Source organism: Rubneribacter badeniensis (assembly GCF_002899695.1).
GTDB lineage: Bacteria > Actinomycetota > Coriobacteriia > Coriobacteriales > Eggerthellaceae > Rubneribacter > Rubneribacter badeniensis.
In genome coordinates this window covers 1-26,227 of record NZ_PPEL01000007.1, presented here as the reverse complement: position 1 = coordinate 26,227, position 26,227 = coordinate 1, and the positions used below count along the sequence as shown (strand labels likewise).

Annotated in this window: 15 protein-coding genes; 4 read left to right on the top strand and 11 right to left on the bottom strand. The window is 66.8% G+C overall.

From position 1 onward, the window contains the following. Nucleotides 1–292 precede the first annotated feature (292 nt). A complete protein-coding gene (locus tag C2L80_RS02780) occupies nt 293–1,468 on the top strand; it encodes an MFS transporter (protein WP_087198070.1) in 1,176 nt (391 codons plus the stop codon). 198 nt (nt 1,469–1,666) lie between these two features. Here the strand turns inward: C2L80_RS02780 and C2L80_RS02775 are convergent, their stop codons facing one another. From C2L80_RS02775 to C2L80_RS02750, 6 genes are all read right to left on the bottom strand, one after another. Further along, nucleotides 1,667–2,659: an XdhC family protein gene (locus C2L80_RS02775; protein WP_087198072.1), complete on the bottom strand. Its 993-nt coding sequence runs from the start codon at nt 2,657–2,659 to the stop codon at nt 1,667–1,669. After that, nucleotides 2,656–3,267 carry a phosphoribosylglycinamide formyltransferase gene (gene purN, locus C2L80_RS02770; protein ID WP_103262592.1) on the bottom strand — a complete coding sequence of 204 codons (612 nt, stop codon included), beginning with the start codon at nt 3,265–3,267 and terminating at the stop codon, nt 2,656–2,658. The genes C2L80_RS02775 and purN overlap by 4 nt, the downstream gene beginning before the upstream one ends. A 279-nt stretch (nt 3,268–3,546) precedes the next feature. Further along, nucleotides 3,547–4,692, bottom strand: a complete 1,146-nt coding sequence (gene purM, locus C2L80_RS02765; RefSeq protein WP_103262591.1) for a phosphoribosylformylglycinamidine cyclo-ligase — start codon at nt 4,690–4,692, stop codon at nt 3,547–3,549. 24 nt (nt 4,693–4,716) lie between these two features. Further along, nucleotides 4,717–6,222: an amidophosphoribosyltransferase gene (gene purF, locus C2L80_RS02760; protein ID WP_103262590.1), complete on the bottom strand. Its 1,506-nt coding sequence runs from the start codon at nt 6,220–6,222 to the stop codon at nt 4,717–4,719. Beyond that, a complete protein-coding gene (gene srtB, locus C2L80_RS02755; protein ID WP_103262589.1) occupies nt 6,219–7,544 on the bottom strand; it encodes a class B sortase in 1,326 nt (441 codons plus the stop codon). The genes purF and srtB overlap by 4 nt, the downstream gene beginning before the upstream one ends. Before the next feature lie 364 nt (nt 7,545–7,908). Continuing rightward, a complete protein-coding gene (locus C2L80_RS02750; protein WP_103262588.1) occupies nt 7,909–9,666 on the bottom strand; it encodes a polyphosphate--AMP phosphotransferase in 1,758 nt (585 codons plus the stop codon). 754 nt (nt 9,667–10,420) lie between these two features. On the opposite strand from C2L80_RS02750, the gene C2L80_RS02745 reads away from it, so the two are divergent. The 3 genes from C2L80_RS02745 to C2L80_RS02735 all read left to right on the top strand — a co-directional run bounded on the left by C2L80_RS02745 (nt 10,421) and on the right by C2L80_RS02735 (nt 14,882). Continuing rightward, on the top strand, nt 10,421–11,356 hold the full coding sequence (locus tag C2L80_RS02745) for a Ppx/GppA phosphatase family protein (protein ID WP_103262587.1): 936 nt from the start codon (nt 10,421–10,423) through the stop codon (nt 11,354–11,356). Nucleotides 11,357–11,391: 35 nt separating this feature from the next. After that, nucleotides 11,392–14,166, top strand: a complete 2,775-nt coding sequence (ppk1, locus tag C2L80_RS02740; RefSeq protein ID WP_239938671.1) for a polyphosphate kinase 1 — start codon at nt 11,392–11,394, stop codon at nt 14,164–14,166. Between the two features lie 266 nt (nt 14,167–14,432). Then, on the top strand, nt 14,433–14,882 hold the full coding sequence (locus C2L80_RS02735) for a hypothetical protein (protein WP_092199636.1): 450 nt from the start codon (nt 14,433–14,435) through the stop codon (nt 14,880–14,882). Between the two features lie 138 nt (nt 14,883–15,020). Here the strand turns inward: C2L80_RS02735 and glmM are convergent, their stop codons facing one another. The 5 genes from glmM to C2L80_RS14120 all read right to left on the bottom strand — a co-directional run. Continuing rightward, nucleotides 15,021–16,355 carry a phosphoglucosamine mutase gene (glmM, locus tag C2L80_RS02730; protein WP_103262586.1) on the bottom strand — a complete coding sequence of 445 codons (1,335 nt, stop codon included), beginning with the start codon at nt 16,353–16,355 and terminating at the stop codon, nt 15,021–15,023. A gap of 190 nt (nt 16,356–16,545) precedes the next feature. Further along, entirely contained in the window at nt 16,546–17,034 is a 489-nt protein-coding gene (locus tag C2L80_RS02725) for a phosphoribosyl-ATP pyrophosphatase (protein ID WP_103262585.1), read from the bottom strand. A 265-nt stretch (nt 17,035–17,299) separates the two neighbouring features. After that, the gene (locus tag C2L80_RS02720) at nt 17,300–21,712 is read right to left on the bottom strand and encodes a DNA-directed RNA polymerase subunit beta' (RefSeq protein ID WP_103262584.1); all 4,413 of its coding nucleotides are present in this window, start codon (nt 21,710–21,712) and stop codon (nt 17,300–17,302) included. Beyond that, nucleotides 21,713–25,249 (bottom strand): DNA-directed RNA polymerase subunit beta, encoded by a 3,537-nt coding sequence (gene rpoB, locus C2L80_RS02715; RefSeq protein WP_092199633.1) that lies wholly within the window; start codon nt 25,247–25,249, stop codon nt 21,713–21,715. 769 nt (nt 25,250–26,018) lie between these two features. Beyond that, the coding region (locus C2L80_RS14120; protein ID WP_204600519.1) for a hypothetical protein at nt 26,019–26,227 on the bottom strand (209 nt) is incomplete at its 5' end.

Below are 26,227 nucleotides of genomic sequence, written 5' to 3'. Positions count from 1 at the left end.
TTCGGCGACGGCGCCTGAAACGCGCTGCCGCATTCCCGTGCTGGCTGCGCCAACCCACAACGTTTCCATTATGAACCCGCACAACCGTCCAGATGCCCGCGCTCAGGCCGCCCCCTCCCACAATTCGGCGGGCGGCAGAAACAAGGCAGGAATCGGAGGCGTCGGGGCGGCACGCGAGGACCGCCCCGACAGCGCGAAGATCGAACGGCCGCCGAATTCAAAAGCTTTACCCTCCCTTTGCACAGGTCTGCTACAATCGCACCCGCTGTTTTCAGGGAAGGAGAAGAAGACCATGCCGCGCGCGCACTGGATGGCCCTCATCGGGCTGGCGTTTTCCGCATTCGTGATGAACACGTCGGAGTTCATGCCCATCGGCCTTCTCGTCGACATAGCGGAAAGCTTCTCTATGACCGAGGCCGAGGCGGGGCTCATCATCTCGCTGTACGCGTGGGCGGTTGCGCTCTTGTCGATCCCCCTCATGGTGCTCGCCTCGCGGTTCAACCTCAAGGCCGTGCTGCTGGCCTCCATCGCCCTGTTCGCCGCAGGACAGGTCGCCTCGGCGCTGGCCCCGTCGTTTTCCCTGCTCGTGGGCGCGCGCCTCATGGTGGCGGCGGCCCATGCGGTGTTCTGGTCCATCGCCTCGCCGCTGGCGGTGCGCGTGGTGGGCGAGAAGCACAGCGGCGTCGCGGTGGGCGTCATCGTCACGGGATCGTCCGTCGCCATGGTGTGCGGGCTGCCGCTCGGCCGCGCCATAGGGCTGCTCCTCGGCTGGCGCATGACGTTCGCCTGCGTGGGCGCGGTGGCGTTGGGCATCCTGGCCTACCTCGCCGCGGCCACCCCTCGCCTCGCCGCGGGAAAGCCCTTCTCGCCCCGCGAGCTTCCGACGCTCTTCGCCGCGCCCGCGCTGCGCAACATCTACGTGGTCACCGCGCTGTTCGCCACCGCGCACTTCACCTGCTACAGCTACATCGAGCCGTTCTTGCAGCAGGTGGCCCATTTCCCTGACGACCTCATCACCCTCACGCTGGTGCTCTACGGTGCGGCGGGCATGGCGGGCAGCGCCCTGCTCTCGCGCACCTACGGCCGCATGCGCTTCCCGCTCATGCGCGCCGTCGTCATCGGCGTGGCGGCGTCGATGGCCCTGCTTTTGGCGACGGCGGCAAGCGCGACGGCAACGGTGGCCGTATGCGCGCTGTGGGGCGCATGCTACACTGCCTACAACGTGGCGTTTCAGTCGGAAGTGCTGGCCAATTCGACGGAAGACGCCTCAGCGGTGGCCATGTCGGCGTACTCGGGCATCTTCAACCTGGGAATAGGAAGCGGCACGTGGATCGGCGGGGCTGTGGCGCAAGCGGCGGGCATCGCCGACGTGGGGTTGGCGGGCGCGCTCGTGGGGCTGGCGGCGTTCGCCGTATGCTCCGTGCACCTCGTGCGCTCCATCAAGCGCGCGGAGGCGCCCGCGGCGTAAGACGGGCGAAAGCGGGCCGACAGGGAGGCAAGATGGCCACCCCGTCCCCAACGGCCCCAGGGGCGTCGATGGGGAACGCAGGGTGACTCACCATCGCAAAATGAAACCCAAGCGGGTTGGGGTTGGCGACCCGGCATCCCGAACCGCCAACCCCATCCTTGTCGCAGGAAGCGCGCGGGCGAATACTAACGCGCGGCCCTACTCCCGCCCCAGGCTCTTCTCGTGCTTGGCGCGGGCCTCTTCGGTGTAGCGTTGGCGGTAGCGCACGTCCACCAGCTCGGCGACGATGGCGATGGCCAGCTCGGCGGGGGTCTTCGCGCCGAACTTCAGGCCAATGGGGCGCTTGACGCGCTCCCAGTCCTCCTCTGTGGCCCCGGCGGCCAGCACGAGGTCGTGCACGCGGTCGTTCTTGCCCGCGCAGCCCATCATACCCACATAGTGCGCGCCGTGCCGCGTGGCCCACACGCAGCCCTCGGGGTCGAACATGTGGCCGCGCGTCAGCACGCACACGTAGTCCTGCGGCGTGCACGCAAGCTCGGCCAGCCCGTCGAAGCCGCCGCCCTCCAGCACGATGCGCCGGGCGCTCGGGAAGCGCGCCTCGCTCACGTAGGCGGGGTCGTAGTCCACCACGGTCACGTCGAAGCCCACGTGCGCGGCCAGCGCCGCCACCTCGCTCGCCGCGTCCGACGCGCCCAGAAGCCACACGCGCACCGCCTCGAACAGCGGCACGGAAAGCCACGTCAAGCCCTCGAACTGCTCGTTGTGCATGCTCGGGCCGCGCGTGACGTCCTTCATCTGGAACACGTCGCGCGGGCTCGGCTCGCGCGACGCCACGATCTCCTTCGCGTCGTTGCAGAAGAACACGAGCGGCTCCCCGTCGGCCGAGCCTGTGTCGCCGTACTTCTTCGTCACCTCGTTGTCGGTGTTGCGCTGCGCCTCGTCTGCATCGTAGACGATCTTGAAGCCCAGCCACGCCAGATCGCCCTCGTCGATGGCGCGGATGGCCCGCTCGAACGTGGGGATGTCGGCCGCCGTGAGGCGCTTCGCCAGCGCGTCCAAATACGCGGGCGACACATGCTCGTTGCCCTCCAAGGCCTCTGCCGAGAAGCAGGGGAAGTCCTCCGTGGAAAGCGCGGGCGCGCGCCCGGCCTTCAAATCGGCGATGATCGCCTCAAGCGTCTCCCGTTTCATGCGATGCGCACCGTCCTTTCAGGGGTGATGGTCACGCGGCCCTCCGCCACCCAGCGCAGCACGCGCGGGTACAGCGCATGCTCCACCGCGTGGATGGCCGCCTCCAACTCGTCCAGCGACATGCCCTCTTCCACGCGCACCGGCTCTTGCGCCACGATGGGGCCCTTGTCGTAGTCCTCGTTCGCGAAATGCACGGTCACGCCCGTCACCTTCACGCCCGCCTCGTAGGCGTCGCGGATGGCATGCGCGCCCTTGAACGACGGCAGCAGTGCCGGGTGCAGGTTCAGCACGCGGTCGGGGAACGCGTCCAGCATCACGGGCGTGAGCTTGCGCATGTAGCCCGCCATCGCCACGTACTCCGCGCCCGCCGCGCGCAGCTCCTCCACGATGCGCGCGTCGGCGGCCAGCGGATCGGCGTACACGTCGCGGTTGAGCGCCACTGCGGGGATGCCCGCCGCCCGCGCGCGTTCGACGCCGTACGCGTCCGGCCGCGACGAGATCACCTTCACGATATCCACCGGCAGCCCGTCGTCACGCACCGCATCGATGATGGCTTGCAAATTGGTCCCGCTACCGGAAAGCAGCACCCCGATCTTCAACGGCTCCATCGCTCCTCCTTCCGATTCCCAACCTTCCATCTCTGCCCGTTTCACACCGCAACGCGAAACGGCGCGCCTCGTCCTTACAGAACCGCCCGCGCGCACGCCAACCATCTCAAAGCTCCCGAGCGGTCACGCGCCGCCGACTACCGTCTTCTTCCCCGATCGCACAGCGCCTTTCAAACCCATCGCAAACCGATGCCGATCAAAGCACCGCGCGCCGCAGCATGCGAGCGCGAACCGCAAACCCGCGGAACGCATCGCGTACCTACAAGCCCGGCCCGACGCTTATCCCTCGTAGCCGTACAGCGCGCCCTCGTTCGCGTAGCGCACCGCCTTCGAACCCGCGACGACGCGGCCCACGCGGTAGGTCGTCTCGCCGGCGGCGCGCAAGGCGGCCTCCACTTCCTCGGCGCGGGCGGGATCCACGATGAGGATCATGCCCAGACCCATGTTGAACGTCTTGAGCGCCTCCCCCTCGTCGAGATGCGCGGCGTCGCACACGAACTTCGCGATGGGAGGCACGGGCCACGTGCCCAGATCGACTTCGGCGTCGCACGCCTCGGGCAGCGCACGGTCGAGGTTCTCCGTGATGCCGCCGCCCGTGATGTGCGCAAGCGCGCGCACGGCGCCGGGGCATGCCTTAAGCGCAGACAGCACCGGCTTCACGTAGATGCGCGTGGGGGCCAAAAGCGCCTCCTCGACGCTGGCGCCGCCAAGCTCTTCGCGCGCGAGGCGCAGCTCGTAGTGCGTCTTTCCCTCCACGCACACCTTGCGCGCGAGCGAGTAGCCGTTGGAGTGCAGACCGCTCGACGCGAGGCCGACGAGCACGTCGCCCTCGCGCACGCTCTCGGGATCGAGCATGCGCGGCCGATCCACCACGCCCACGCAGAAGCCGGACAAGTCGTAGTCGTCCGCCTCCATCACGCCGGGATGCTCGGCCATCTCGCCGCCGATGAGCGCGCAGCCCGCCTGCTTGCACCCCTCGCCGATGCCCTTCACGATCTCGGCCACATTCTCGGCCTTCAACTTGCCGATGGCCACGTAGTCCAAAAAGAACAAAGGCTCGGCCCCGCACGCCAAAATGTCGTTCGCGCACATGGCCACCAGATCGATGCCCACCGTGTCGTGCTTGCCGGCCAGCTGCGCCACCTTGAGCTTCGTGCCCACGCCGTCGGTGCCGCTCACCAAAAGCGGGTCGATCATGTTCTTGGCCGCCGCGATGGAGAACAGGCCGCCGAAGCCGCCGATGTCGCCCACCACCTCGGGGCGGTACGTGGCGTGCACCACGTCCTTGATGGCCTCGACGGCACGCGCGCCCTCGGCGGTGTCCACGCCCGCCTGGGCGTAGGTCACGGCCTCCTCGCCCATCCAGCTGGGCAGAGAGGGGGCGTCGCTATTCTGGGCCGGGTTGACGGTGATTCTGTCGGTCATGCTCTCTCCTTGCGCTTCTGGGTTCTATACGTCGGCGCCCTTGGCGCCTTCGGCGTACACGTCCTCGAAATCCTTCTTAGTTGAAAAGCTTTTCGCCGCGAGCGCCTCAGGGATGGCCACCGGGTAGTCTCCCGTGAAGCAAGCATCGCAAAAGCCCTGGTGTCGTGCATCGGGCACAGCCGCCCGCAATCCTTCGAGCGAGATGAAGGCCAAAGAATCGGAACCGATCCACGCGTTCATCTCGTCTAGGCTCATGTTCGCCGCGATCAGTTGATCGCGCGTGTCGGTGTCGATGCCGTAGAAGCACGGCCACTTGACCTCGGGGCTCACGATGCGCAGATGCACCTCGGCCGCGCCCGCGTCGCGCAGCATCTGCACGAGCTTCTTCGAAGTGTTGCCGCGCACGATGCTGTCGTCGATGACGACGAGCCGCTTGCCGCGGATGACCGATGGAAGCGGGTTGAGTTTGAGGCGTATTCCCAGCTGGCGCATGGCCTGCGTCGGCTCGATGAACGTGCGGCCCACGTAGCGGTTCTTCACGATGCCGTCCGCATACGAGATGCCGCTCTCGGCCGCGAACCCGAGGGCCGAGGGCACGCCCGAGTCGGGCACGCCCAGCACGAGGTCGGCCTCCGCGGGCGCCTCTTGCGCGAGGATGCGACCCAAAGAGCGCCGGGCCTGGTAGACGCTCTGATGGTCGATCACGCTGTCGGGGCGGGCGAAGTAGACGTACTCGAAGATGCACGAGGCGCGCCGACCTGCGGGGACGCCCTGCTCGGAATGCACGCCCTCGGCGTTGAACCGCACGATCTCGCCCGGCTCCACGTCGCGCACGTACGTCGCGCCCACGATGTCGAGCCCGCACGTCTCGGAGGACACGACCCAGCCGCGGCCCTGCGGCAGCTCGCCGATGCACAGCGGACGGATGCCGTTCGGATCGCGGAACGCATAGAGCGCGTCGGGGCTGGCCAGCACCATGGCGTAGGCGCCCTCGATCGCCTCCATCGCGTGCCGGATGCCGTTGCGCAAATGGTGCGTCTTCTGCGTCACCTGGCCGATGAGCTTCGCGGCCGCTTCGCTGTCGGTGCCGGCGCGCAGCTGCACGCCGTCGCGGACGAGCCGGGCGCGCAACGCCGCCGTGTTCACGAGCGTGCCGTTGTGCGCGAGCGCGATCAGCACGTCGTCGATGGCCGAGATGTGCGGCTGGGCCGCCTCCCATGAGGCCGCGCCGCCGCTCGTGGAGTAGCGCACGTGCCCCACGGCCACGAACCCCTCGAGCGCGGCCAGCGTGGCCTCGTCGAACACCTGCGTGACCAATCCCAGATCCTTCGCCGCCATCATCGTCTCGCCGTCGCCCACGGCGATGCCGGCGCTCTCCTGGCCGCGATGTTGCAAGGCCTGCAAGCCAAAGCACGTCATGCGCGCGACGTCCTCACCCGGAGCGAACACGCCGAAGACGGCGCACTCCTCCTCCAACCGGTCGGGACGCTCCGAGCAGCCAAGGCGGGCGCGATGTCGAAGGACGCTCACGCGGCGGCCTCCCCGGCGTCGCCCGAGGACGCCTCGCCGGCGGCCTCCCCCGTCGTCTCGGCGGCCGCCTCCCCCACCGCCTGGACGGCGTCGGGATCGGCCGAAGCGTCGGCCGTGCTCTCAGTCACGGAGGCGAACAGCACGTAGCGCTTGCTCGAAACGACGTTGTCGCACGTGGCGAACGCGAACGTGCGCCCCATGTCGGAGGCTGCAGCGATGCCGTCGGCCTTCACGACCGAGCGGTCGATCTTGTCCTGCACGTACTCCACGCGAGCGGCATCGTCGGTGAACCTCGTCTGCGCGAGCGGATCGTTCTCGTCCACGTGCATGAGCGAGAACGTGGTCAGGCGGTAGTTGCCTTGGGGCGTGAGCAGGTAGATCGTCCGATGCTCGTCGAAGGTGGCCTGGTCGGCGAAATCCGCAAAGCACGCGAACATCGACCCGTTGTTCAAATGGTGGCCGTAGACGATGTTGTTCGGATCGGAGAAATCGCCCGTGTTCGCCGCCGACAGGAAGATGGTGCCGTACGTGGGCAGCCAGGACCCCCCCTCGTTGCCGTTGAAGTCGCGCGTGAGGTAGGTGCTGTCGTCGTCGGTGTGCACGATGGGGTAGTTCACCACCGTGCCGGGAACGTAGATCCAGCCCACCACGTCGGGGTTGATGGCGCGCAGCGCGTCCCAGTCCACCGAAAGGTCGGCAAGCGACGTGCCCTCGATGTCGGACGGAGCCGAGAACGCCTGATCGGCGATGTCGTCGTAGGCGCGCTGGCCCTGCCAGTAGCTAAATCCGATCACGCCGAGGGCCGCGAGCGCGATGACGAACACGACGAGCGCGATCCAGAACACGACGCGCCACGGACCGCCCTTCTTCGGCGCCGCGGACGGTCCGCGGCCGGTTGCGGGCTGCGCCGGACGGTAGCCTCCCGCAGACTGCGCCGGACGGTACGCTCCGGAAGCGCCCTGGGGCCTTTGCGCCCCCGCCGCGCCTTGCGGACGACGCTGACCCGCCTGCCACGCGGCGTCCTGCGGACGGTACGGCCCCGTCTGCCGCGCACCCTGGGGCCTTCCCTGCGCCGGCTGCGCAGCGCCGCCCTGGGGGCGAGCACTCTGGAACGCCGGCGCGGCGCCCGGTCGGCGGTACGCGTTCGCAGCGGGAGGGATCTGGCCGGGCCGAGGCTGCGCACCGGCCCGGTCGCCCGCCTGGGGCGCGGGCCGGCCCGCGCCGAAGCTGCGCTGCGGCTGCGATGCCGGATCCTGGGGCGCCGGCCCGCGCGCATGGCGACCGCGCGGGGGAACGTCGGGATGCTGTGGATATTCGGACATACTCGCCCTCCAAACGCCGTCGAACGGAGGCGCCGAACCCGCCGAACGCCGCCGCAGGACAGTCGCAACTTGCCGTCTCTCAACCGTTACATAATAAACAAACGCCCCCGAGATGGGGGCGCGTTCTGCGAAAAAACGCACGTTTCCGACGGGAGCCGGAGACGGCGCCCTACTTCTTCATCTCGTCGATGAAGCCTTTCGCGATGAACACCACGATGATGAGCACGATGATGGCCACGATGATCCAGATGGCCTCCATGGGCACGGTGATTCCGAAAAGCGTCATGCTGATTACCCCTTTTTGCATTCAAGCGCGCAAGCGCGCACGGTCGCGTTCGATGTCGGCATCCATAGTAGCGCTATCTCAGGTTTCCCGCAAGCGCGCTTCGAGGGCGTCGTTGATGATTTTGAGCGCCTCGACGCGGGCGCGGCGCTTGTCGTCGCTCTCGAGCACTATCCAGGGGGCGATGGGCGTGGACGTGAGGCGCAGCATGTCGTCCACCGCGGCTTGGTACTGGGGGCGCTTGTCGCGGTTGCGCCAGTCCTCGTCGGTGATCTTCCACCTTTTGGCGGGATCCTCCTCGCGGTCGCGAAAGCGGCGCAGCTGCTCTTCGGGGCTCACGTCCACCCAGAACTTCAGCAGGATGGCACCCCAACGCACCAGCTCGCGCTCGAACTCGTTGATCTCGTCGTAGGCGCGCGTCCATTCAGCCACCGACGCGAAGCCCTCCACGCGCTCCACGAGCACGCGTCCGTACCAGCTGCGGTCGTAGATGCCCACGTGGCCCGCCTTCGGCAACCGCGTCCAGTAGCGCCACAGGTGCGGGTGCAGAAGCTCGGGCTTGGTGGGGGCGGGGCTGGGGAAGATGGTGTAGGCGCGCGCGTCGAGCGCCTGGGCCACGCGCTTGATGTTGCCACCCTTGCCGGCCGCGTCCCATCCTTCGTACATGAGCATGAGGGGGATGCGCTTTTGGTACATCTCCATCTCCAGCCGGTTGAGGCGTTTCTGCTGCTCCTTGAGCTCACGCTTGTAGACTTCCGGGTCGAGGGCGGGCGCGCTGTCCTTTCCATCGGCCTCCGGCGGGTCGGGCAGAAGACGGAAGCGCGACGCGCGCGGGGCGCGGGCGCTTGCCTCGGCCGCAGCGCGCTCGGCCTCCTCGAGGACGCGCGCCGCCTCCTCGGGCGTGCGCTCTGCGCACGAAGCGCCCGTTAGCGCGCCGGCCGAGTTCGCCTGCGCCTTCGCTGCGGCCTGGGCGGCCTCGGCGTCGGGCGCCGCCGCGAGCGCGGCTTCGAGCGCGTCGACAAGCGTTTTCGCTATCTCGAGGTTCGCGCGGCGCTTGTCCTCTCCGTTGACCAGGTGCCACGGCGCATAGGAGAAATCGCTTCCCTCGAGCAGGTTGTCGTAGAGGCGGTAAGCCTCCTCGTAGGCATCGACGCTCGCCAGCTTGCGCTCGTCCACACGCCAGCGCGTGGCGGGATCGTCGTGCAGACGGACGAGGCGCTTTCTCTGCGCCTCCTTCGTGACGTGGACGAAGAACTTCGTCACGAGATAGCCGTCGTCGACGAGCTGCCGCTCGAAGTCGGCCGCCGAGGTGAGCGCGCGGCGCAGCGAGTCGATGTGGCGCTCGTCGCGCGCCTCGGCGATGGCCGCGGCCATCGGCCTCCCCTTCTCCTTCGCGTTCTCGCCCCCCTCGGCGCTGCGACCGCCCAACACGAGATCGCCGTATTCGGCGTAGAGCATGCGCTGGGTGGCGACGGTGTACCAGCCGCGATCGTAGAACGTGATGGTGCCGCGCATGCCGAGCGCCTGCCAGAACTGCTGCATGGCAGGATAGAAGCCGGTGACGCCGTACTCGGACCCCGCGAAGGCGCGCGCGGCCTCCACGTCGAGGTTCTCGGTGACGTGCACGCTCGTGGCGCGCGCGTCGAGGTGGTACATGAGATCGGAGATGCGGCTTCCCTTGCCGGCGCCGTCCCACCCCTCGAACAGCACGACGAGGCCCACACCCCGTTCGCGCGCTTGCTGCTGCAGCACGACCAGGCGCTTCATGAGCGCATCGCGCCGCTGCCGGTACTCTTCTTTCGGCAGCGGCGCAAGCGAGAAGTCGACGGTTTCCAGCATGGCTCGTCCTTTCTCCGGTAGCCCGGCCATCATACCACAGGGGCGGGCCGACCCCGTCTCGCAGGGAAAGAGCCAGGAATGCGGAAGCGCGGGGAATTGCAAGCGCAACGTGAGAGCGGATGCGCGAGCGCAACTCAAGAACGCGGAGGCGCAAACGCCCGACCCCGCCGCGCGCATCCATCCCGTGCGGATTGCTCGTCGCGAAATGGCCGCGGATCGGCGTTCTGGCACGAAACGCACCCACCCGGGCGCGATCTCCAGTTCGCCACCTGGGGATTCACCCTCCCCTCTCCCCCTTTTCTCATGAAAAGCGCCGAAATCCGTGCCAGAACGCCGATCCGCGGCCAAAAAAGACCGCCGCCCGCTGCACGCCGGAGGGCAACGCGCCTGCATCGCCCCTCTCACCCGGAAGACCCACGGCCCGACCTGACGGAGGGGAGCGAAGAACGCCAGTAGAGACGATCAGACGCGTGTCCGCGGGAGTTCGACGGAAGAAAACGCAAACGCGAGCGCGGAAGGGCGGCTGCGGCGAAGACCGGACTGTCTCCACGCAGCCCCTCGCGGCCGCGCCCCCATCGGCGCATGGCCGCCGACGCCCCCATCAAGCTTCGGTAAAATCTTGGCGGCAATCCAGCAGCTCGCTTTGCGCAACGGGCGCAGGTTCTTTAGAATGGAATCGTTGACCGAGCCGCGCAGCGTCCGAAAGGACGGCGCGCAGCCGCAAAACGCGAAGCGCGAGAGACAAGGAAGCGCCATGCCCAACTACGGAGTTGTCGACCTCGGATCGAACTCCATCCGCCTCGTCGTGTACGAGGTGAAAGACGACCGTCTGGCCGCCTACACGAACCGCGACTTCAAAAGCCTCGCCAACGACAAGGTGATGGCGGGGCTCGCGGCCTACGTGGAGGACGGCGCGTTCACGCAGACCGGCATAGAGAAGGCCGCGAGCGTGCTCAAGGGCCACGCGAAGCGGGCGCGCTTCTACCGCTGCAAGCGCCTCGAGGTGTTCGCCACCGCTGTGCTGCGCAACGCGGCGAACTGCGCCGAGGCCGTTGCCGCCATCGAGGACGCGAGCGGGCTGCCCATCAACTTGCTGTCAGCCCGTGACGAGGCGCACCTCGGCTTCGTCGGCGCCACGTGCGACCGCTCGGCGAAGCGCGGCACGCTCGTGGACATCGGCGGCGGGTCCACCGAGCTCACACGCATCGAGGACGGGCGCGACTTCGACGACGCGAGCATCGGCCAAGGGTCGCTCTCGTCGTTCGCCGCGCACGTGAGGTCCATCCTGCCCACCGGGCCCGAGATGGACGCCATCGCAGCCGAACTGCTCGGGCGTCTGGCCGAGCTGCCGCAGGCCGAGGCGTACCGCGCCGAAACGCTCTTCGGCATCGGAGGTAGCGTCCGCGCCGCCGCCAAGATGCTCGCGCAGACCGCAGGCGGGGGCGCTCGCCCAAAAACCATGACGCCCGACGACGTTCGTGCCATACTGCACTGGTGCCGCGTCGACCCCGACGCGTTCGCGCACACGGCGCTCAAAGCCTCCGCCGAGCGCATCCACACGCTCGTGCCGGGATGCGTCATCCTCCTCGCGCTGTTCGAGGCCCTTGGGGCCGAGCGCCTAGAGGTTTGCAAGTACGGTGTGCGCGAGGGCTACCTCATCGAGCGCATGCTGTCGCCGTCGGCGCGTTGAGCGCGCGGTCGGCAACGTACAGGAAGGGGACGTCTATGAAAACGCCGAACAAGCCGTCGATCGACCTCGTCGAGAAGGAGCAGGCCCTGCAGCCGAAGGCGGTGCCCGATGCCGCGCAAGCGGACGCGGGAAACGGCGATGCCCGCAACGCAGACGCCGATCGGACTCGCAAGCCCCTGCCGAACGTGCAGAGCGGCGCAGATGCCGAGGGGGCTGCTCCGATCGCGCCCCCTTACCTGCAGAACCGCGAGCTTTCCTGGCTCGCGTTCAACGAGCGCGTGCTCGACCAAGGCGCCGACGAGACGGTGCCGCTGCTCGAGCGCCTCAACTTCATCTCCATCTTCTGGAGCAACTTGCAGGAGTTCTTCATGGTGCGCGTGGGCAGCCTGACCGACCTCGCGCTCGTGAAGAAGCACATCGTCGACTCGAAGTCGGGCCTCACGCCGGCCGAGCAGCTTGCCGCTATCTACGAGCGCTGCCACGAACTCTACCCCATCCAGGAGCGCACGTTCGAAGAGGTGCGCCGCCTGCTCCGCGAGCACGGCGTGAGCCACCTGCGCCCCAAGGACTTAAACGACGAGCAACGCTCGTTTCTGACCCGTCACGTGCACCAAAACGTCATGCCGTTCCTCTCGCCGCAGATCATCAACGCGCGCCATCCGTTCCCTCATCTGGAGAACGGCGCGCTGTACGTGGTGGTGCGCCTCGACGAGGACCGCGACGCCGCCAAGAAGAAGGCCGCAAAGGCCAAGGGCGCCGACAAAAGCGAAAGGGCCGAGAAAGCCGACAAGGCGAAGAACCTCGGCGCCGAGGGCGTGACGCTCGGCCTCGTGCCTATGCCGCGCCAATGCGAGCGCGTGATCGAGCTGCCGGGCGAGGGCATGCAGTTCATCCTGCTCGAGCACGCCATCGAGATGGTGGCCGCCGAGATATTCAGCATGTACGCCGTGAAGCACACGAACGTCGTCTGCGTCACGCGCAACGCCGACCTCGACGCCACCGAAGGGTCGGACGAGGCGGACGAGGACTATCGCGAGCACATGAAGCGCATCCTCAAGAAACGCTCGCGCTTGGCCCCGGTGCGCCTGGAATGCGAGCGGCCGCTCTCGAGCACGCTCGAGAAGCTTCTGCTCAAGCGCCTCGGCCTGAAGGCGCACCAGGTGTACGCCACCCCGGTGCCGCTCGATATGAGCTACACGTGGGGCCTCGGCGCGCGTCTGCCCGAAAAGCTGCGCGCCGCGCTCACGAACCCGCCGTTTTCGCCCCAGTGGCCCGCATGCCTCGACCGCAACCGGCGCATCATCGACCAAGTGGCCGAGCGCGAGGTGCTTCTGTCCTACCCCTACGAGAGCATGGACGCCTTCGTGCAGCTTCTGCGCGAGGCAGCGAACGACCCGACCGTCATCTCCATCAAGATCACGCTGTACCGCCTGGCCAGCCAGTCGCATCTCGCCGAAGCGCTCATCGCCGCAGCCGAGAACGGCAAGGAGGTCACGGCGCTGTTCGAGTTGCGCGCCCGCTTCGACGAGAGCAACAACATCGAGTGGTCGCAGCGCTTCGAGCAGGCCGGCTGCAAGGTGATCTACGGCTTTCGCGACTTCAAGGTGCACTCGAAAATCTGCTGCATCACGCGCCAGACCGACTCCGGGCTGCAGCACATCACACAGCTGGGCACCGGCAACTACAACGAGAAGACGGCAAAGCTCTACACCGACCTGTCGTTCATCACCGCCGATGAGACGATCGGCCGCGACGCCACCGAGTTCTTCCGCAACATGGGGCTTGAGAACACCTCCGATAACTACGGCATCCTCTGGGTTGCTCCCCTGCAGATCAAGCCGATGATCCTGGCGAACATCGACGCGCAGATCGAGCGGGCGCGCGCGGGGCGGCCGTGCGGCCTCTTTTTCAAGACGAACTCCGTCACCGACAAGGACGTGATCGAGAAGATCGTCGAGGCGTCGCAGGCCGGCGTGCCCGTGACCATGTTCGTGCGCGGCATCTCGTGCATCGTGCCGGGAATCGAGGGGTTCACCGACAACGTGCGCGTGGTGTCCATCGTCGGGCGGCTTCTGGAGCACAGCCGCATCTACGGTTTCGGCCCGCGCGAGGACATGAAAGCGTACCTGTCGAGCGCCGACCTCATGACGCGCAACATGGACAAGCGCATCGAGATCGCCTGGCCCATCCTCGACGCCGACCTGCGCGAGCAGATCCTCGGCTACCTGGACGTGTGCATGAGCGATACGGCGAAGCTGCGCGAGCTTCTATCCGACAGAAGCTACACGCCCCTCGGAGCGTTCGCGAGGCGCGGCAACGAAGGCGAGACGGAGCTGTTCGACTCGCAGGACTTCCTCATCAAGCGCGCGCAGCAGCGCAGACTCGAAGCGGCCGAGCGGGAGGCCTCTCGCGACGTGGCGCGGCGGCGGGCCGAGCAGCTTATGGCGACGAACGAGATGACCGAGCGCGAAGCCAACGGGAAGGACGTGCGCCTGTCCGATGCACGCGCGAGCGCGCACGAGGCCGAAGTGATCGCCGCCGCGGCGAACACTGCCGCCGAGCTGGCCGTGCAAGCCGCCGCGCGCGCCGCCGAGCAAGCGGCCCAAGCGGCCAAGACCGCCGAAGGCCAGACAGGGAGCAACGGAGACGAGAAAGTGGCGCTCGAAGCCGACATCATCGAGGTTCCCGTCGCTGAGAGCAACGCACCACATGCGGTGGAAGCGCAGTTGAGCCGCGTGACCGCCGCCTCGGAGCCCGATGCGCGCAAACCGAGCCTGCTTGTGCGCATCCTGAGCAAATTCGTGCGCTGAGGCGCGAAGGGCTGAAAGGGGCCGAGCTCGTCACGTAAGCGCGGGCGAGGGCGGCCCCTCCGCCGCCAAGCGGATCGAACTCGCGCAACGAAGGCGAGCCTGCCGCCGCAGAAGAGGCGAAGGGAGAAGCCGCCTAGACCGCCCAGGGCGCTCTAGGGGTTTTCGCGGCTATTCGAGCGAACCGATTGCGCGCGTCCGCTTTTGCCGTATCATGGCAGCGACGAGATCCGTGCCCGCGAAGCCGCGCGGGCGAGCAAGGAGGACGCATGACCCCAACCCGCTACCCCGCCGCAGGGCTCGCCCTGTTCATGGCCGCAGCCGTTCTGACGTTCGGCTGCATCACCGTCATGCAGTTCCTTGAGAAGCCGTGGTTCTTCGTCGCGCTCGCAGCCATGCACGCGGGCATCGCCCTGTTCGTGGCCAGCAAGCGCACGCTGCGCGGCGGGGGATTTCAGCTCGAACGGTTCTTCAAGAAGGAGTACGTGATGCTCCTGCCGTTTCTGCTCATCATGCTCTACTCCTTCGCCAGCAAGGCGGCGCTCGTGCCGCCGTTCGGCTCGGCGAAGGAATCGCTCGCGTTCGTGTATGCGCTCATTTGCTTTGCCGTGACGTTTTGGAACTTCCGCGCGCTGCAACGCGAGACGCGGGCCCAGTTGCGCGGCAGGGAGGCCTCGAGTGCGCCGATGCCGGCAGACGGGCTCGCACTCGCCGACTAAAGGGCCGCACGGCCGATTCTGCAACCAAGCGGAAGTCCGCAAACTAAAAGCCCCCTGCCGTCTTCGACAGGGGGCTTTCGCGAAAGATCGGCCCCGCGAACGGGCCTCGCATGCGGGACGCGAAGCCCGACCTCGTCCTCAGACTTCGCGCTCGACCACCTCGGCGATGGCGCGCGCATGGCGCTCGGCGTCCTCGGCGCACGCGGCCTCCACCATGACGCGCACCACCGGCTCGGTTCCCGAAGGGCGCAAGAGCACGCGCCCGGAATCCCCCAAAGCCGCCTCGGCGGCGGCCACGGCCTCCCGCACGGCGGCGTTGCCGTCCACGGCGTGCTTGTCGGCCACCTCCACGTTGATGAGCGTCTGGGGGAAACGCGTCATCACGCGCGCGGCCTCCTCGACCGACGCGCCCGCACGGCGGCACGCCGCCAGAAACTGCAGCGCCGTCACGAGGCCGTCGCCCGTTGAGTTGTGCTTAAGGAAGATCATGTGGCCGCTCTGCTCGCCCCCGATGGCGAAGCCGCCTTCGCGCATGGCCTCGAGCACGTAGCGGTCGCCCACCTTCGTCTGGACAAGCTCGATGCCCGCATCGCGCAGCGCGTGCGAGAGGCCCAGGTTGCACATGACCGTCGACACCGCCGTGTTGCCGGGCAACAGCCCGCGCTTCTTGAGATCGATGGCGCACACGGCCTCCACCACGTCGCCGTCAACCTCGTTGCCTTGCGCGTCCACCATCATCACGCGGTCGGCATCGCCGTCGTGCGCGATGCCCACGTCCGCCCCGATCTCAGCCACGAGCGCGCGCACGGGCTCGAGATAGGTCGAACCGCACTGGACGTTGATGTCGGTGCCGTCGAAATCCTCGTTGATCACCGTCACGTCGGCGCCCAGACGGCGCAGCGCCTCGGCGCTCGTCATGCAGGACGCCCCGTGGCCCACGTCGAGCGCCACCTTGAGGCCCGCGAGGTCGATGCCCTCGTCGGCCACCGTGGACACGGCATGCGCGATGTAAAGCTCGCACGCCTCCTCCACCGGCAGCGCCACGCCCACAGCGTCGCCCGCCGGCAGGTCCTCGGCCGCCGCACCGCCCGCAGCCACGAACGCCTCGATCTCGTCCTCCACCGCATCGGGCAGCTTGAAGCCCTGCGCATCGAACAGCTTGATGCCGTTGTACTCGGGCGGATTGTGCGACGCCGAGATCACGATGCCGCCGTCGCAGGCGAGCTCGCGCACCAGAAGCGCGATGGCCGGCGTGGGGATGATGCCCGCCAACAACGCCGTGCCGCCCATCGACATGATGCCGGCCGCCACGGCCGACTCCAGCATGTCGCCCGACAGGCGCGTGTCCTTGCCGACGAGGACGGTCTTGCCCTGAAACGCCACCGCCGCTTGGCCGAGCTTGAACGCCAGATCGCATGTGAGCTGCGTGTTGGCTACGCCGCGCACGCCGTCGGTCCCGAAAAGTCGTGCCATGTTGATGCCCCTCTCCAATCTAGTCGGTTCAGTAAAAGCCAGCGAGGGCTTCGGCAGCACCCGAGATCGAGGGGATGGCGACGACGAAGCGCACTATGGTACGCACGTCATCGGCATCGCCGCGAAGATCGGGCGCTGCTGAAGGTCGCAGCGTCGAGCGGTTCCGACAGCCATAGGCCGTCGGAACCGCCTACTTTCCTCTCTTGATATGCTCTTCGCGCAAGCGAACGGCACCTCGCGGGCGCTCGCCCTCCGTCATCCTCGCGTTCAACTCCGCAGCGAACTCGTCGAGGTCGATGCCGTAACGTTCGAGCACGACGAGAAGATGATACACCACATCGGCCGCCTCGTAACGCAGATGGTCGACGGCGGTTGCGTACTCGGGCGGCAGCTCCACAGACAAGACATCGCCCTCATCTGCGCCGGCCACCGCAAGCGTGGCGGCAAGCGATGAGGTGGCCCAAGACTCGACGTCCTTCGCAGCCAGCGCCACCTCGCCGGATTCCTCCATAACCTTCTTCAGCACGCCGTCCGGCGAACCGACGAGCAAACGATGCGTGTAGCTCTCGTCGCCCGCGTCGCGTCGGGCGGCGATGGTGGCGGCAAGGGCTTCGAACGTCGCCCCGATCTGAGACGACGGCGGTTCCTCGTTTTCCGGAAGATAGGTTTTGAGCGTCATGGAAGCACCTTTCAAATAGCGGGAAGGGAAGAAGAGCTACGGGAGAGAACCCTGAGCGGAAGCGGTCGACGCACGTATCGCGCAACCGCCCTCCCGTCGAGAATCTTTCGTCGCGACAGGGGGCGATGCATGCCCTATCGCCCCCCTGTCGCGGCACAGAGGGCAGACCGCAAAAACCGCTTATGGAAAAGAAGGGGGCGAGGGCGCCGACCCGCCTTTGAAAAGAGGGGGCGCGCCGCAGCGCACCCCCTCCCGTTCGCGTGGCCTACTCCTCCACGTCCTCGGCATCGTTGGATGCCTCTTCGTCCTCTTTGCTGGTCAACCCGAAGCCAAGCGAGCCGACCGAGCCCAGAAGCGCGTCCAACTCCTCCAGGTTGCGCTGGTAGGAGCGCGGCGGCAGGGCTTCGCCCAACATGTCCTCGCCGGACGTGTCGAACGTGGGCGGCTCGTCCCCGCCGATGAGGATGGTATCGTCGGGGCTGAACACCATGTCGAGCAGCTGCGACATATCGTCGCTTGTGGCAGCAAGGTCGTCCTCGATCACGTGCATGAGATCGCGTGCCGCCAAGCCCTCCTTCAACTCCTCGATAGCCTTCACGCCGATGCCCTCGATGCGCAGCAGGTCCTCCTCGGTGTGTCCCACGAGGTCGGCCACCGTCTCGATGCCCGCCTCGCTGAACTTGTTGGCCCAGCGCTGCGACACGCCCAGATCGTCGTAGATGTACAGGCGCGCGTCTTCGTCGGACAGCTGCGGCCCGCGGTGGCCGAGCGAAAGCCCGCTGTAGTAGCTGCCGTAGCTCGACCCCATGTTGAGGTAGCCCTCGCCATCGAGCGACCAATCCTGCGGCTGCGGCAACAGCTCTTCGATCTCGCGAAGCGCATCGGGCGCGAAGTCGGGCAGCTGCTCACCCTGCACGCCCGCCACCGGACGGCCCTTGTAGGTGAGCCCCACTTCGCGGTAGCGCGAAAGGCCGGTGCCCGCCGGGATGGGCTTGCCGATGATGACGTTCTCCTTGAGGCCGGCCAGATGGTCCACCTTGCCCTCGATGGCCGCGTCGGTGAGCACCTTCGTCGTCTCCTGGAAGGAGGCCGCCGACAGGAAGGAATCCGTGGCGAGCGACGCCTTCGTGATGCCGAGCAAAAGCGGCTGGCCCACGGGCGGCTCCTTGCCCTCGGCGATCAGCTCGTTGGCCGCCTTCTCGAACTCGAAGCGGTTCACCTGGCGACCCGGCAAGTAGTCGGAGTCGCCGGCGTCCATCACGGCCACCTTGCGCAGCATCTGGCGCGCGATGACCTCGATATGCTTGTCGTTGATGTCCACGCCCTGGCTCACGTACACGCCCTGCACCTGGCTCACGATGTAGCGCAGCGTGGTGTTCGGGTCGGTGAGGCGCAGCAGGTCGTGCGGGTTCACGGAGCCCTTGGTGAGCTGTTGGCCCACCGTGACCTCGCAACCGTCCGCAACGCCTGGCAGCATCTGGGCGCGGGCGCTCACCACATACTCGCGGAAGTTGCCCTGCTGGTCGTGGATCGTGAGCGTCTTCTGCTGCTTGTCACCCGAGATCTGCAGCGTGCCGGAGATCTCGGCGAGCACGGCGAGGCCCTTGGGCTTGCGCGCCTCGAACAGCTCCTGAACGCGCGGCAGACCGTGCGTGATGTCCTCGCCAGCCACGCCGCCGGTGTGGAACGTGCGCATGGTGAGCTGGGTGCCCGGCTCGCCGATGGACTGGGCGGCGATGATGCCCACCGCCGTGCCGATGTTCACCGGACGGCTCGTGGCGAGATCCCAGCCATAGCACTTCTGGCACACGCCATGATCAGCATGACAGGTCATGACCGTGCGGATGACCACTTCCTCGATGCCGGCACGATCCATCTCGCGCAGCTGCTCCATGCGCTCGATGTACTCGCCAGCGGCCAGCACCACTTCCCCGTTGGCGCCCGCAGCGTCCTCGAGAAGGCAGCGGCCGATGAGGTTCTCGTCCAGATCGCCCTTCTCGTTGCGCAGCGGATACGGCACGCCGTCGGTCGTGCCGCAATCGATCTCGCGGATGATGACGTCTTGCGCCACGTCCACGAGACGGCGGGTGAGGTATCCCGAGTCGGCGGTGCGCAGCGCCGTGTCGGCGAGGCCCTTGCGGGCACCGTGCGTGGAGATGAAGTACTCCAACACCGACAAGCCCTCGCGGAAGTTCGCCTTGATGGGGCGGTCGATGATCTCGCCCTTCGGGTCGGACATGAGGCCGCGCATACCGGCGAGCTGGCGAATCTGCTTGATGTTGCCTCGAGCGCCGGAGAACGCCATCATGTAGATGGGGTTGAACTTGTCGAAGTTCTCGGCCATAGCGTCGCCGACTTCTTCGTTCGCCTCGTTCCAGATGTCGACGACCTGCTTGTGGCGCTCTTCGCGGCTCATGAGGCCCATCTCGTAGTCCTCGTCGATGGCCGCGACCTTAGCGTCGGCGGCCGCCAAGATCTCGCCCTTGTTCGGCGGGACCGTGGCGTCGTACACCGACACCGTGACGCCGGCGCGCGTGGCGTAGTGGAAGCCCGCGTCCTTCAGGCCGTCGAGGATGGCCGGCACGTCGGAAAGCTCGTAGCGGTTGCACACGTCCTCGACGAGGCGGCTGATCTCCTTCTTGTTCATCTCGTAGTTGAGGAACGGGTAGTCCTCGGGCAGCACCTTGTTGAACGTGATGCGGCCGATGGTCGTCTCGATGCGCTCGCCCGCACGGCGGTCCTCGAACACGCCGAAGGCCGTGGCCACCTGCGTGTCCTTCGTGAGGCGCACCCAGATCTTGGCCTGCAGGTCAAGCTCGGCGCGCGCGTCGTAGGCGTTCATGGCGTCGTCGAAGTCGATGAACGCGCGGCCCTCGCCCGGGAAGCCCTCGCGGGCTGCCGTGAGGTAGTACAGGCCGATGATCATGTCCTGCGTGGGCACGGTGAGCGGACGGCCATGCGCCGGCGACTTGATGTTGTTAGCGGAGAGCATGAGCACGCGGGCCTCGGCCTGCGCCTCGGCACCGAGCGGCACGTGCACGGCCATCTGGTCGCCGTCGAAGTCGGCGTTGAAGGCGGTGCACACGAGCGGATGCAGCTTGATGGCCTTGCCCTCGACGAGCACCGGCTCGAACGCCTGGATGCCCAGACGGTGCAGGGTTGGCGCGCGGTTCAAGAGCACCGGATGCTCGGTGATGACCTCTTCGAGCACGTCCCACACGTAGCTGGCGCCGCGATCGACCGCGCGCTTGGCGGCCTTGATGTTGGCAGCGTACTCAAGCTCCACGAGGCGCTTCATCACGAACGGCTTGAACAGCTCGAGCGCCATCTGGCTCGGCAGGCCGCACTGGTGCAGCTTCAGCTGCGGACCCACGACGATGACCGAACGGCCGGAGTAGTCCACGCGCTTGCCGAGCAGGTTCTGACGGAAGCGGCCCTGCTTGCCCTTGAGCATGTCGGAGAGCGACTTGAGCGGACGGTTGCCCGGACCCGTGACGGGGCGACCGCGACGGCCGTTGTCGAACAGGCTGTCGACGGCCTCCTGCAGCATGCGCTTCTCGTTGTTCACGATGATCTCGGGCGCACCGAGGTCAAGCAAGCGCTTGAGGCGGTTGTTGCGGTTGATGACGCGACGGTACAGGTCGTTGAGGTCCGACGTGGCGAAGCGGCCGCCGTCGAGCTGCACCATCGGGCGCAGATCGGGCGGGATGACCGGAATGACGTCGAGGATCATGTCCGTGGGCTTGTTCGTGGACTTCAGGAACGCGTCCACCACCTTGAGGCGCTTGATGGCCTTAGCGCGCTTCTGGCCCTTCCCGTTGGCGATGACCTCGCGCAGCTCCTCGGCCACGGCCTCGAGGTCCATCGCCTCCAGCAGATCGCGCACGCTCTCGGCACCCATGCCGCCCGTGAAGTAGTCGCGGTAGTTGAGGCGCATCTCGCGGTAAAGGGCCTCGTCGGGCACGAGCTGCTTCGGCTCGATCTTCATGAAGGCGTCGAACGCGTCCTGGCGCAGGGCCTTGCGCTCGTTGAACTCCTCGTAGATGTCGGCGATCTCCTCTTCGACCTCTTCGGGCGTCATGCGCTCGTCCTCGTCGATGTCGTCGACGAAGTCGTCGTCCTCGGGCACGTAGTCCACCGACAGCTTGCGCGTGGCCTCGATGAGGCGCTCGCGCTCGGCGTCCAACTCCTCAAGATCGGCGGCCAGCTCGTCGCGCAGTTCGTCGACATCCTCTTCGCGAGCCTCCTTGTCCACGCTCGTGATGATGGAGGAGGCGAAGTACAGCACCTTCTCCAGCTCCTTCGGCGGGATGTCGAGGAGGTAGCCGAGGCGCGAGGGCGAGCCCTTGAAGTACCAGATATGGCTCACGGGCGCGGCCAGCTCGATGTGGCCCATGCGCTCGCGGCGCACCTTGGAGCGCGTGACCTCCACGCCGCAGCGCTCGCACACGATGCCCTTGAAGCGCACGCGCTTGTACTTGCCGCACGCGCACTCCCAGTCCTTCGTGGGGCCGAAGATCTTCTCGCAGAACAGGCCGTCCTTCTCGGGCTTGAGCGTGCGGTAGTTGATGGTCTCGGGCTTTTTGACCTCGCCGCGGGACCAGCTGCGCACGTCCTCGGCGTTGGCGAGGGAGATGCGCAAGGCGTCGAAATTGGTGACGTCGAATTCCGTCGTCATTTACAGCTCCTCCCCTTCTCCGATAAGGTCGTTCTTCTCGTTTTTGGTTTCGCCCATCAATTCTCCCAGTTCAGCGGCGATGCTGTCGAGCGCGTTCGCCGCGTCGTCCTCTTCGGTCTTGCGCGCGTCGGCGGCTATCGCCTCGTACAGCGCGCGATCGGCGTCCTGCGAGCCGTCGATGTCGCGAGTGACGTCGATGGTCTGGTGATCGTGGCCCTCAAGCTCCACGTTCAGGCACAGCGACTTCATCTCCTTCACGAGCACCTTGAAGCTCTCGGGCACCTCGGCGGCGGGGATGTTCTCGCCCTTGACGATGGACTCGTAGCTCTTCACGCGTCCGGCGGTGTCGTCGGACTTCACGGTGAGGATCTCCTGCAGCACGTTGGAGGCGCCGTAGGCGTAGAGCGCCCACACCTCCATCTCGCCGAAGCGCTGGCCGCCGAACTGCGCCTTGCCGCCGAGCGGCTGCTGCGTGATCAGGCTGTAGGGGCCGGTCGAGCGGGCGTGAATCTTGTCGTCCACCATGTGGCCGAGCTTGAGGATGTAGCTTTGGCCCACCGTGATCTTCTCGCGGAAGCGCTCGCCGGTGCGGCCGTCGTACAGCCACGTCTTGCCCTCGCGGGACAGCTGCGGCACGAACTCGTCGCGCGCTTTGTCGCCGTACTTCGCATGGTTCATGTTGATGAGGTTGCGGTTCGCCTTCTCGATGGCGTCGGAGATCTCGCGCTCCGTGGCGCCGTCGAACACGGGCGTGGCCACGTGCATCGGGCCCTCCACCACGGCGTCCGTCTCCTCCGCGTCGTCCCAGCCCCACTTCGCGGCCCAGCCCAGATGGTTCTCCAAGAGCTGGCCGACGTTCATACGGGACGGAACGCCAAGCGGGTTCAAGATGACGTCGATGGGGGTGCCGTCGGCGAGGTAGGGCATGTCCTCCACCGGCAGCACGCGGGAGATGACGCCCTTGTTGCCGTGGCGGCCAGACAGCTTGTCGCCCTGCTGCACCTTGCGCTTCTGAGCGACGTAGATGCGCACGAGCTCGTTGACGCCCGGCGCCAGTTCGTCGCCCGCCTCGCGGCTGAAGCGGCTCATGCCGATGACGCGGCCGCCGGAGCCGTGCGGCACCTTGAGGGACGTATCGCGCACCTCGCGGGCCTTCTCGCCGAAGATGGCGCGCAGAAGGCGCTCCTCGGCCGTGAGCTCCGTCTCGCCCTTCGGCGTGACCTTGCCCACGAGCACGTCGCCGGGGAACACCTCGGCGCCCACGCGGATGATGCCGTCGGCGTCAAGGTCGCTGATCATGTCCTCGGAGATGTTCGGGATCTCGCGGGTGATCTCCTCGGGGCCGAGCTTCGTATCGCGCGCGTCGATCTCGTACTCGGAGATGTGGATGGAAGTGAGCAGGTCTTCGGCCACCACGCGCTCGGACACGATGATGGCGTCCTCGTAGTTGTAGCCCTCCCACGGCATGTAGGCCACCATGAGGTTCTGGCCGAGCGCCAGCTCGCCCTTGTCGCAGCTGGGGCCGTCGGCCAGCACGTCGCCCGCCCGGACCTCGTCGCCCTTGCGGACGATGGGACGGTGGTTGATGCAGCCCGACTGGTTGGAGCGCTGGAACTTCGGCACGAGGTACTCGTCGTACTCGCCATCGTCGTTCAGGATGATGATGGTCTGGCCGTCCACGTAGTCCACGACGCCCGGGTTCTGGGCGACGAGGATCTCGCCGGAGTCCACCGCGATGCGGTGCTCGATGCCGGTGCCCACGAGCGGCGCCGAGGGGCGCAGAAGCGGCACGGCCTGGCGCTGCATGTTCGAGCCCATGAGGGCGCGGTTCGCGTCGTCGTGCTCGAGGAACGGGATGAGCGAGGTGGCCACCGACACCATCTGGCGCGGGGACACGTCCATGTAGTTCACCTGCGCGGGCGGCACCTCGTCGGGCTCGCCGAACACGCCGGCGGCGTCTTTCGTGCGGCAGAGCACGCGCGCGGCCTCGTGGAAGACGCCGTCGTCGTCGAACGTGCCGAACAGGCGCGTCTCAGGGTCGAACAGGTCGTTGGCCTGCGCGATGACGTAGTTCTCCTCCTCGTCGGCCGTGAGGTAGTCCACCTCGTCGGTGACCTTGCCATCCACCACGCGACGGTACGGCGTCTCGATGAAGCCGTAGGGGTTGATGCGGGCGTAGGTGGCAAGCGAGCCGATGAGGCCGATGTTCGGGCCTTCAGGCGTCTCGATGGGGCACATGCGGCCGTAGTGCGAGGTGTGCACGTCGCGCACCTCGAAGCCGGCACGCTCGCGGGACAGACCGCCCGGGCCGAGGGCCGACAGACGGCGCTTGTGCGTGATGCCGGCGGCGGGGTTCGTCTGGTCCATGAACTGCGAGAGCTGCGAGCTTCCGAAGAACTCCTTGATGGCCGCCACGATGGGACGGATGTTCACCAGGGACTGCGGCGTGATCTCGTCAGGCTCCTGCATGCTCATGCGCTCGCGCACGACGCGCTCCATGCGGGACAGGCCGATGCGGAACTGGTTCTGGATGAGCTCGCCCACCGTGCGGATGCGGCGGTTGCCGAAGTGGTCGATGTCGTCGGTCTGGAAGCCCTCCTGGCCCTCGTGCAGCGCCACGATGTACTGCATCGTGCGCACGACGTCCTCGTCGGTGAGGGTGGATGCCTCGTAGTCCGGGTCGAAGCCGAGCTTCTTGTTGATCTTGTAGCGGCCCACCTTCGCCAGGTCGTAGCGCTGCGGGTTGAAGAACAGGCCCTCGAGGAGCGTGCGGGCAGAGTCGATGGTGGGAGGCTCGCCGGGACGGAAGCGCTTGTACAGCTCGATGAGCGACTCCTCCTTCGTGGTGGCGGGGTCGCGGTCGAGCGTGCGCAGCACCATCTCGCTCGAGCCGAGAAGTTCGATGATCTCCTCGCGCGACTCGGCGAGGCCGAGGGCGCGCACGAGCAGCGTGGCCGGCTGCTTGCGCTTGCGGTCGATGCGCACGGACAGGATGTCGCGCTTGTCGGTCTCGAACTCGAGCCACGCGCCGCGGCTCGGGATGACCTTCGCGTTGTAGATGGTCTTGTCGGAGGCCTTGTCGCGCTCGGCGGCGAAGTAGACGCCAGGCGAGCGGACGAGCTGGGACACCACGACGCGCTCGGTGCCGTTGATGATGAACGTGCCGCGCGGGGTCATGAGCGGGAAATCGCCCACGAACACGTCCTGCTCTTTGATCTCGCCGGTCTCGCGGTTGATGAAGCGGATCTCGACGAACAGCGGCGCCTGATAGGAGACGTCCTTCTCCTTGCACTCGTCGACCGTGTACTTCGGCTCGCCGAACTCGTGGCGACCAAACTCCACGCACATGTCCTTCGTGCTGTTCTCGATGGGGCTGATGTCCCTAAACGCTTGCGCCAGACCTTCGCCCTTGAAGAACTCGAAGCTTTCCGTCTGGATGGCGATGAGGTTCGGGACGTCCATGACGTCCGGGATCTTCGCGAAGCTTCGCCGATCTCTGTAAAGGCTGGTCTGATCAGTCGTTTTTCCTTGAGCCACGAGGCGTTTCCTCCTTCATGAGCACCCGCACCTATGCGAAAAATTCGCAGTTGATCAAAATACGATGCGTGTCAAGCAATGTCAAGAAAAATTTTTACGAACTGTGGAAATTTGCTGTTGATTTGGGCTTTTAGCAGGGACGACCGTTGGGCGAGGCGGCGTTCTCGCAGGCGTTGTCCGACAGCGGATCGTTGCTTGGCGGGGTGCGGAGGGAGGGAGGGCCGGGAAGGGCAGATGCGGGCGAATGATGGCGAGCGCGCGAAGAACGTCCGCAGCCGAAAGCGAGGGTCGGGCACACGCAGTGCGCGAGCGCATAGGAGGCGCAAACGCGGGGGGCGCGGTTTCGGGCGGGATCGGATGCCTCGATCAGAGCCGATCACGGAATCGGACGCAGGGGAACCGCCTGCAAGCGAACGGAGGCGGCTCGGTTGCGCGAGGGAGGCAGCCCGGCGGCGCACGGGAGCGGGTCGCCCATCGCTTCGAGCGCGCGTCGATCCGGGTTTCGTGGCGGGTTTTGACGGAAATCCACCTCTGCGTTCGCGAATTCGAGCCTCTGCGCGCGAGAGGATTTCGGTTTTCGCAGGTCAATCGATCGCGCATGCGTGGCTTGGGGAAGAAAGGCGGCCAAGCCCCTTCTCCGACCGCGGATTTCCGTAAAAACCCGCCAGAAATCGCATCGACGCGGGCACCGGGATCGCGTGCCGCGCTCCGTAGCCGACCAAAATGGCAAGAAATCACCGATTTCGGAAACTTCGCGACCGCGAATCCCCTAAAACGCCTGGTCGAAAAAACGCAGGGAGCGTGAGCCGCCGCGAAACAGGGCGAAACGGCGGTGGGAGTTTCCGAAACCGGCGATTTCCTGCCATCGCGCGACCATGCGACGAAAGAACGGGATGACGCCACATGTTCCGAGATGGCGAAACGTCGTGCATTTTGGCGTGGCAGGAGCGGATGCGTGTGACAGGGGTGTGACAGGGG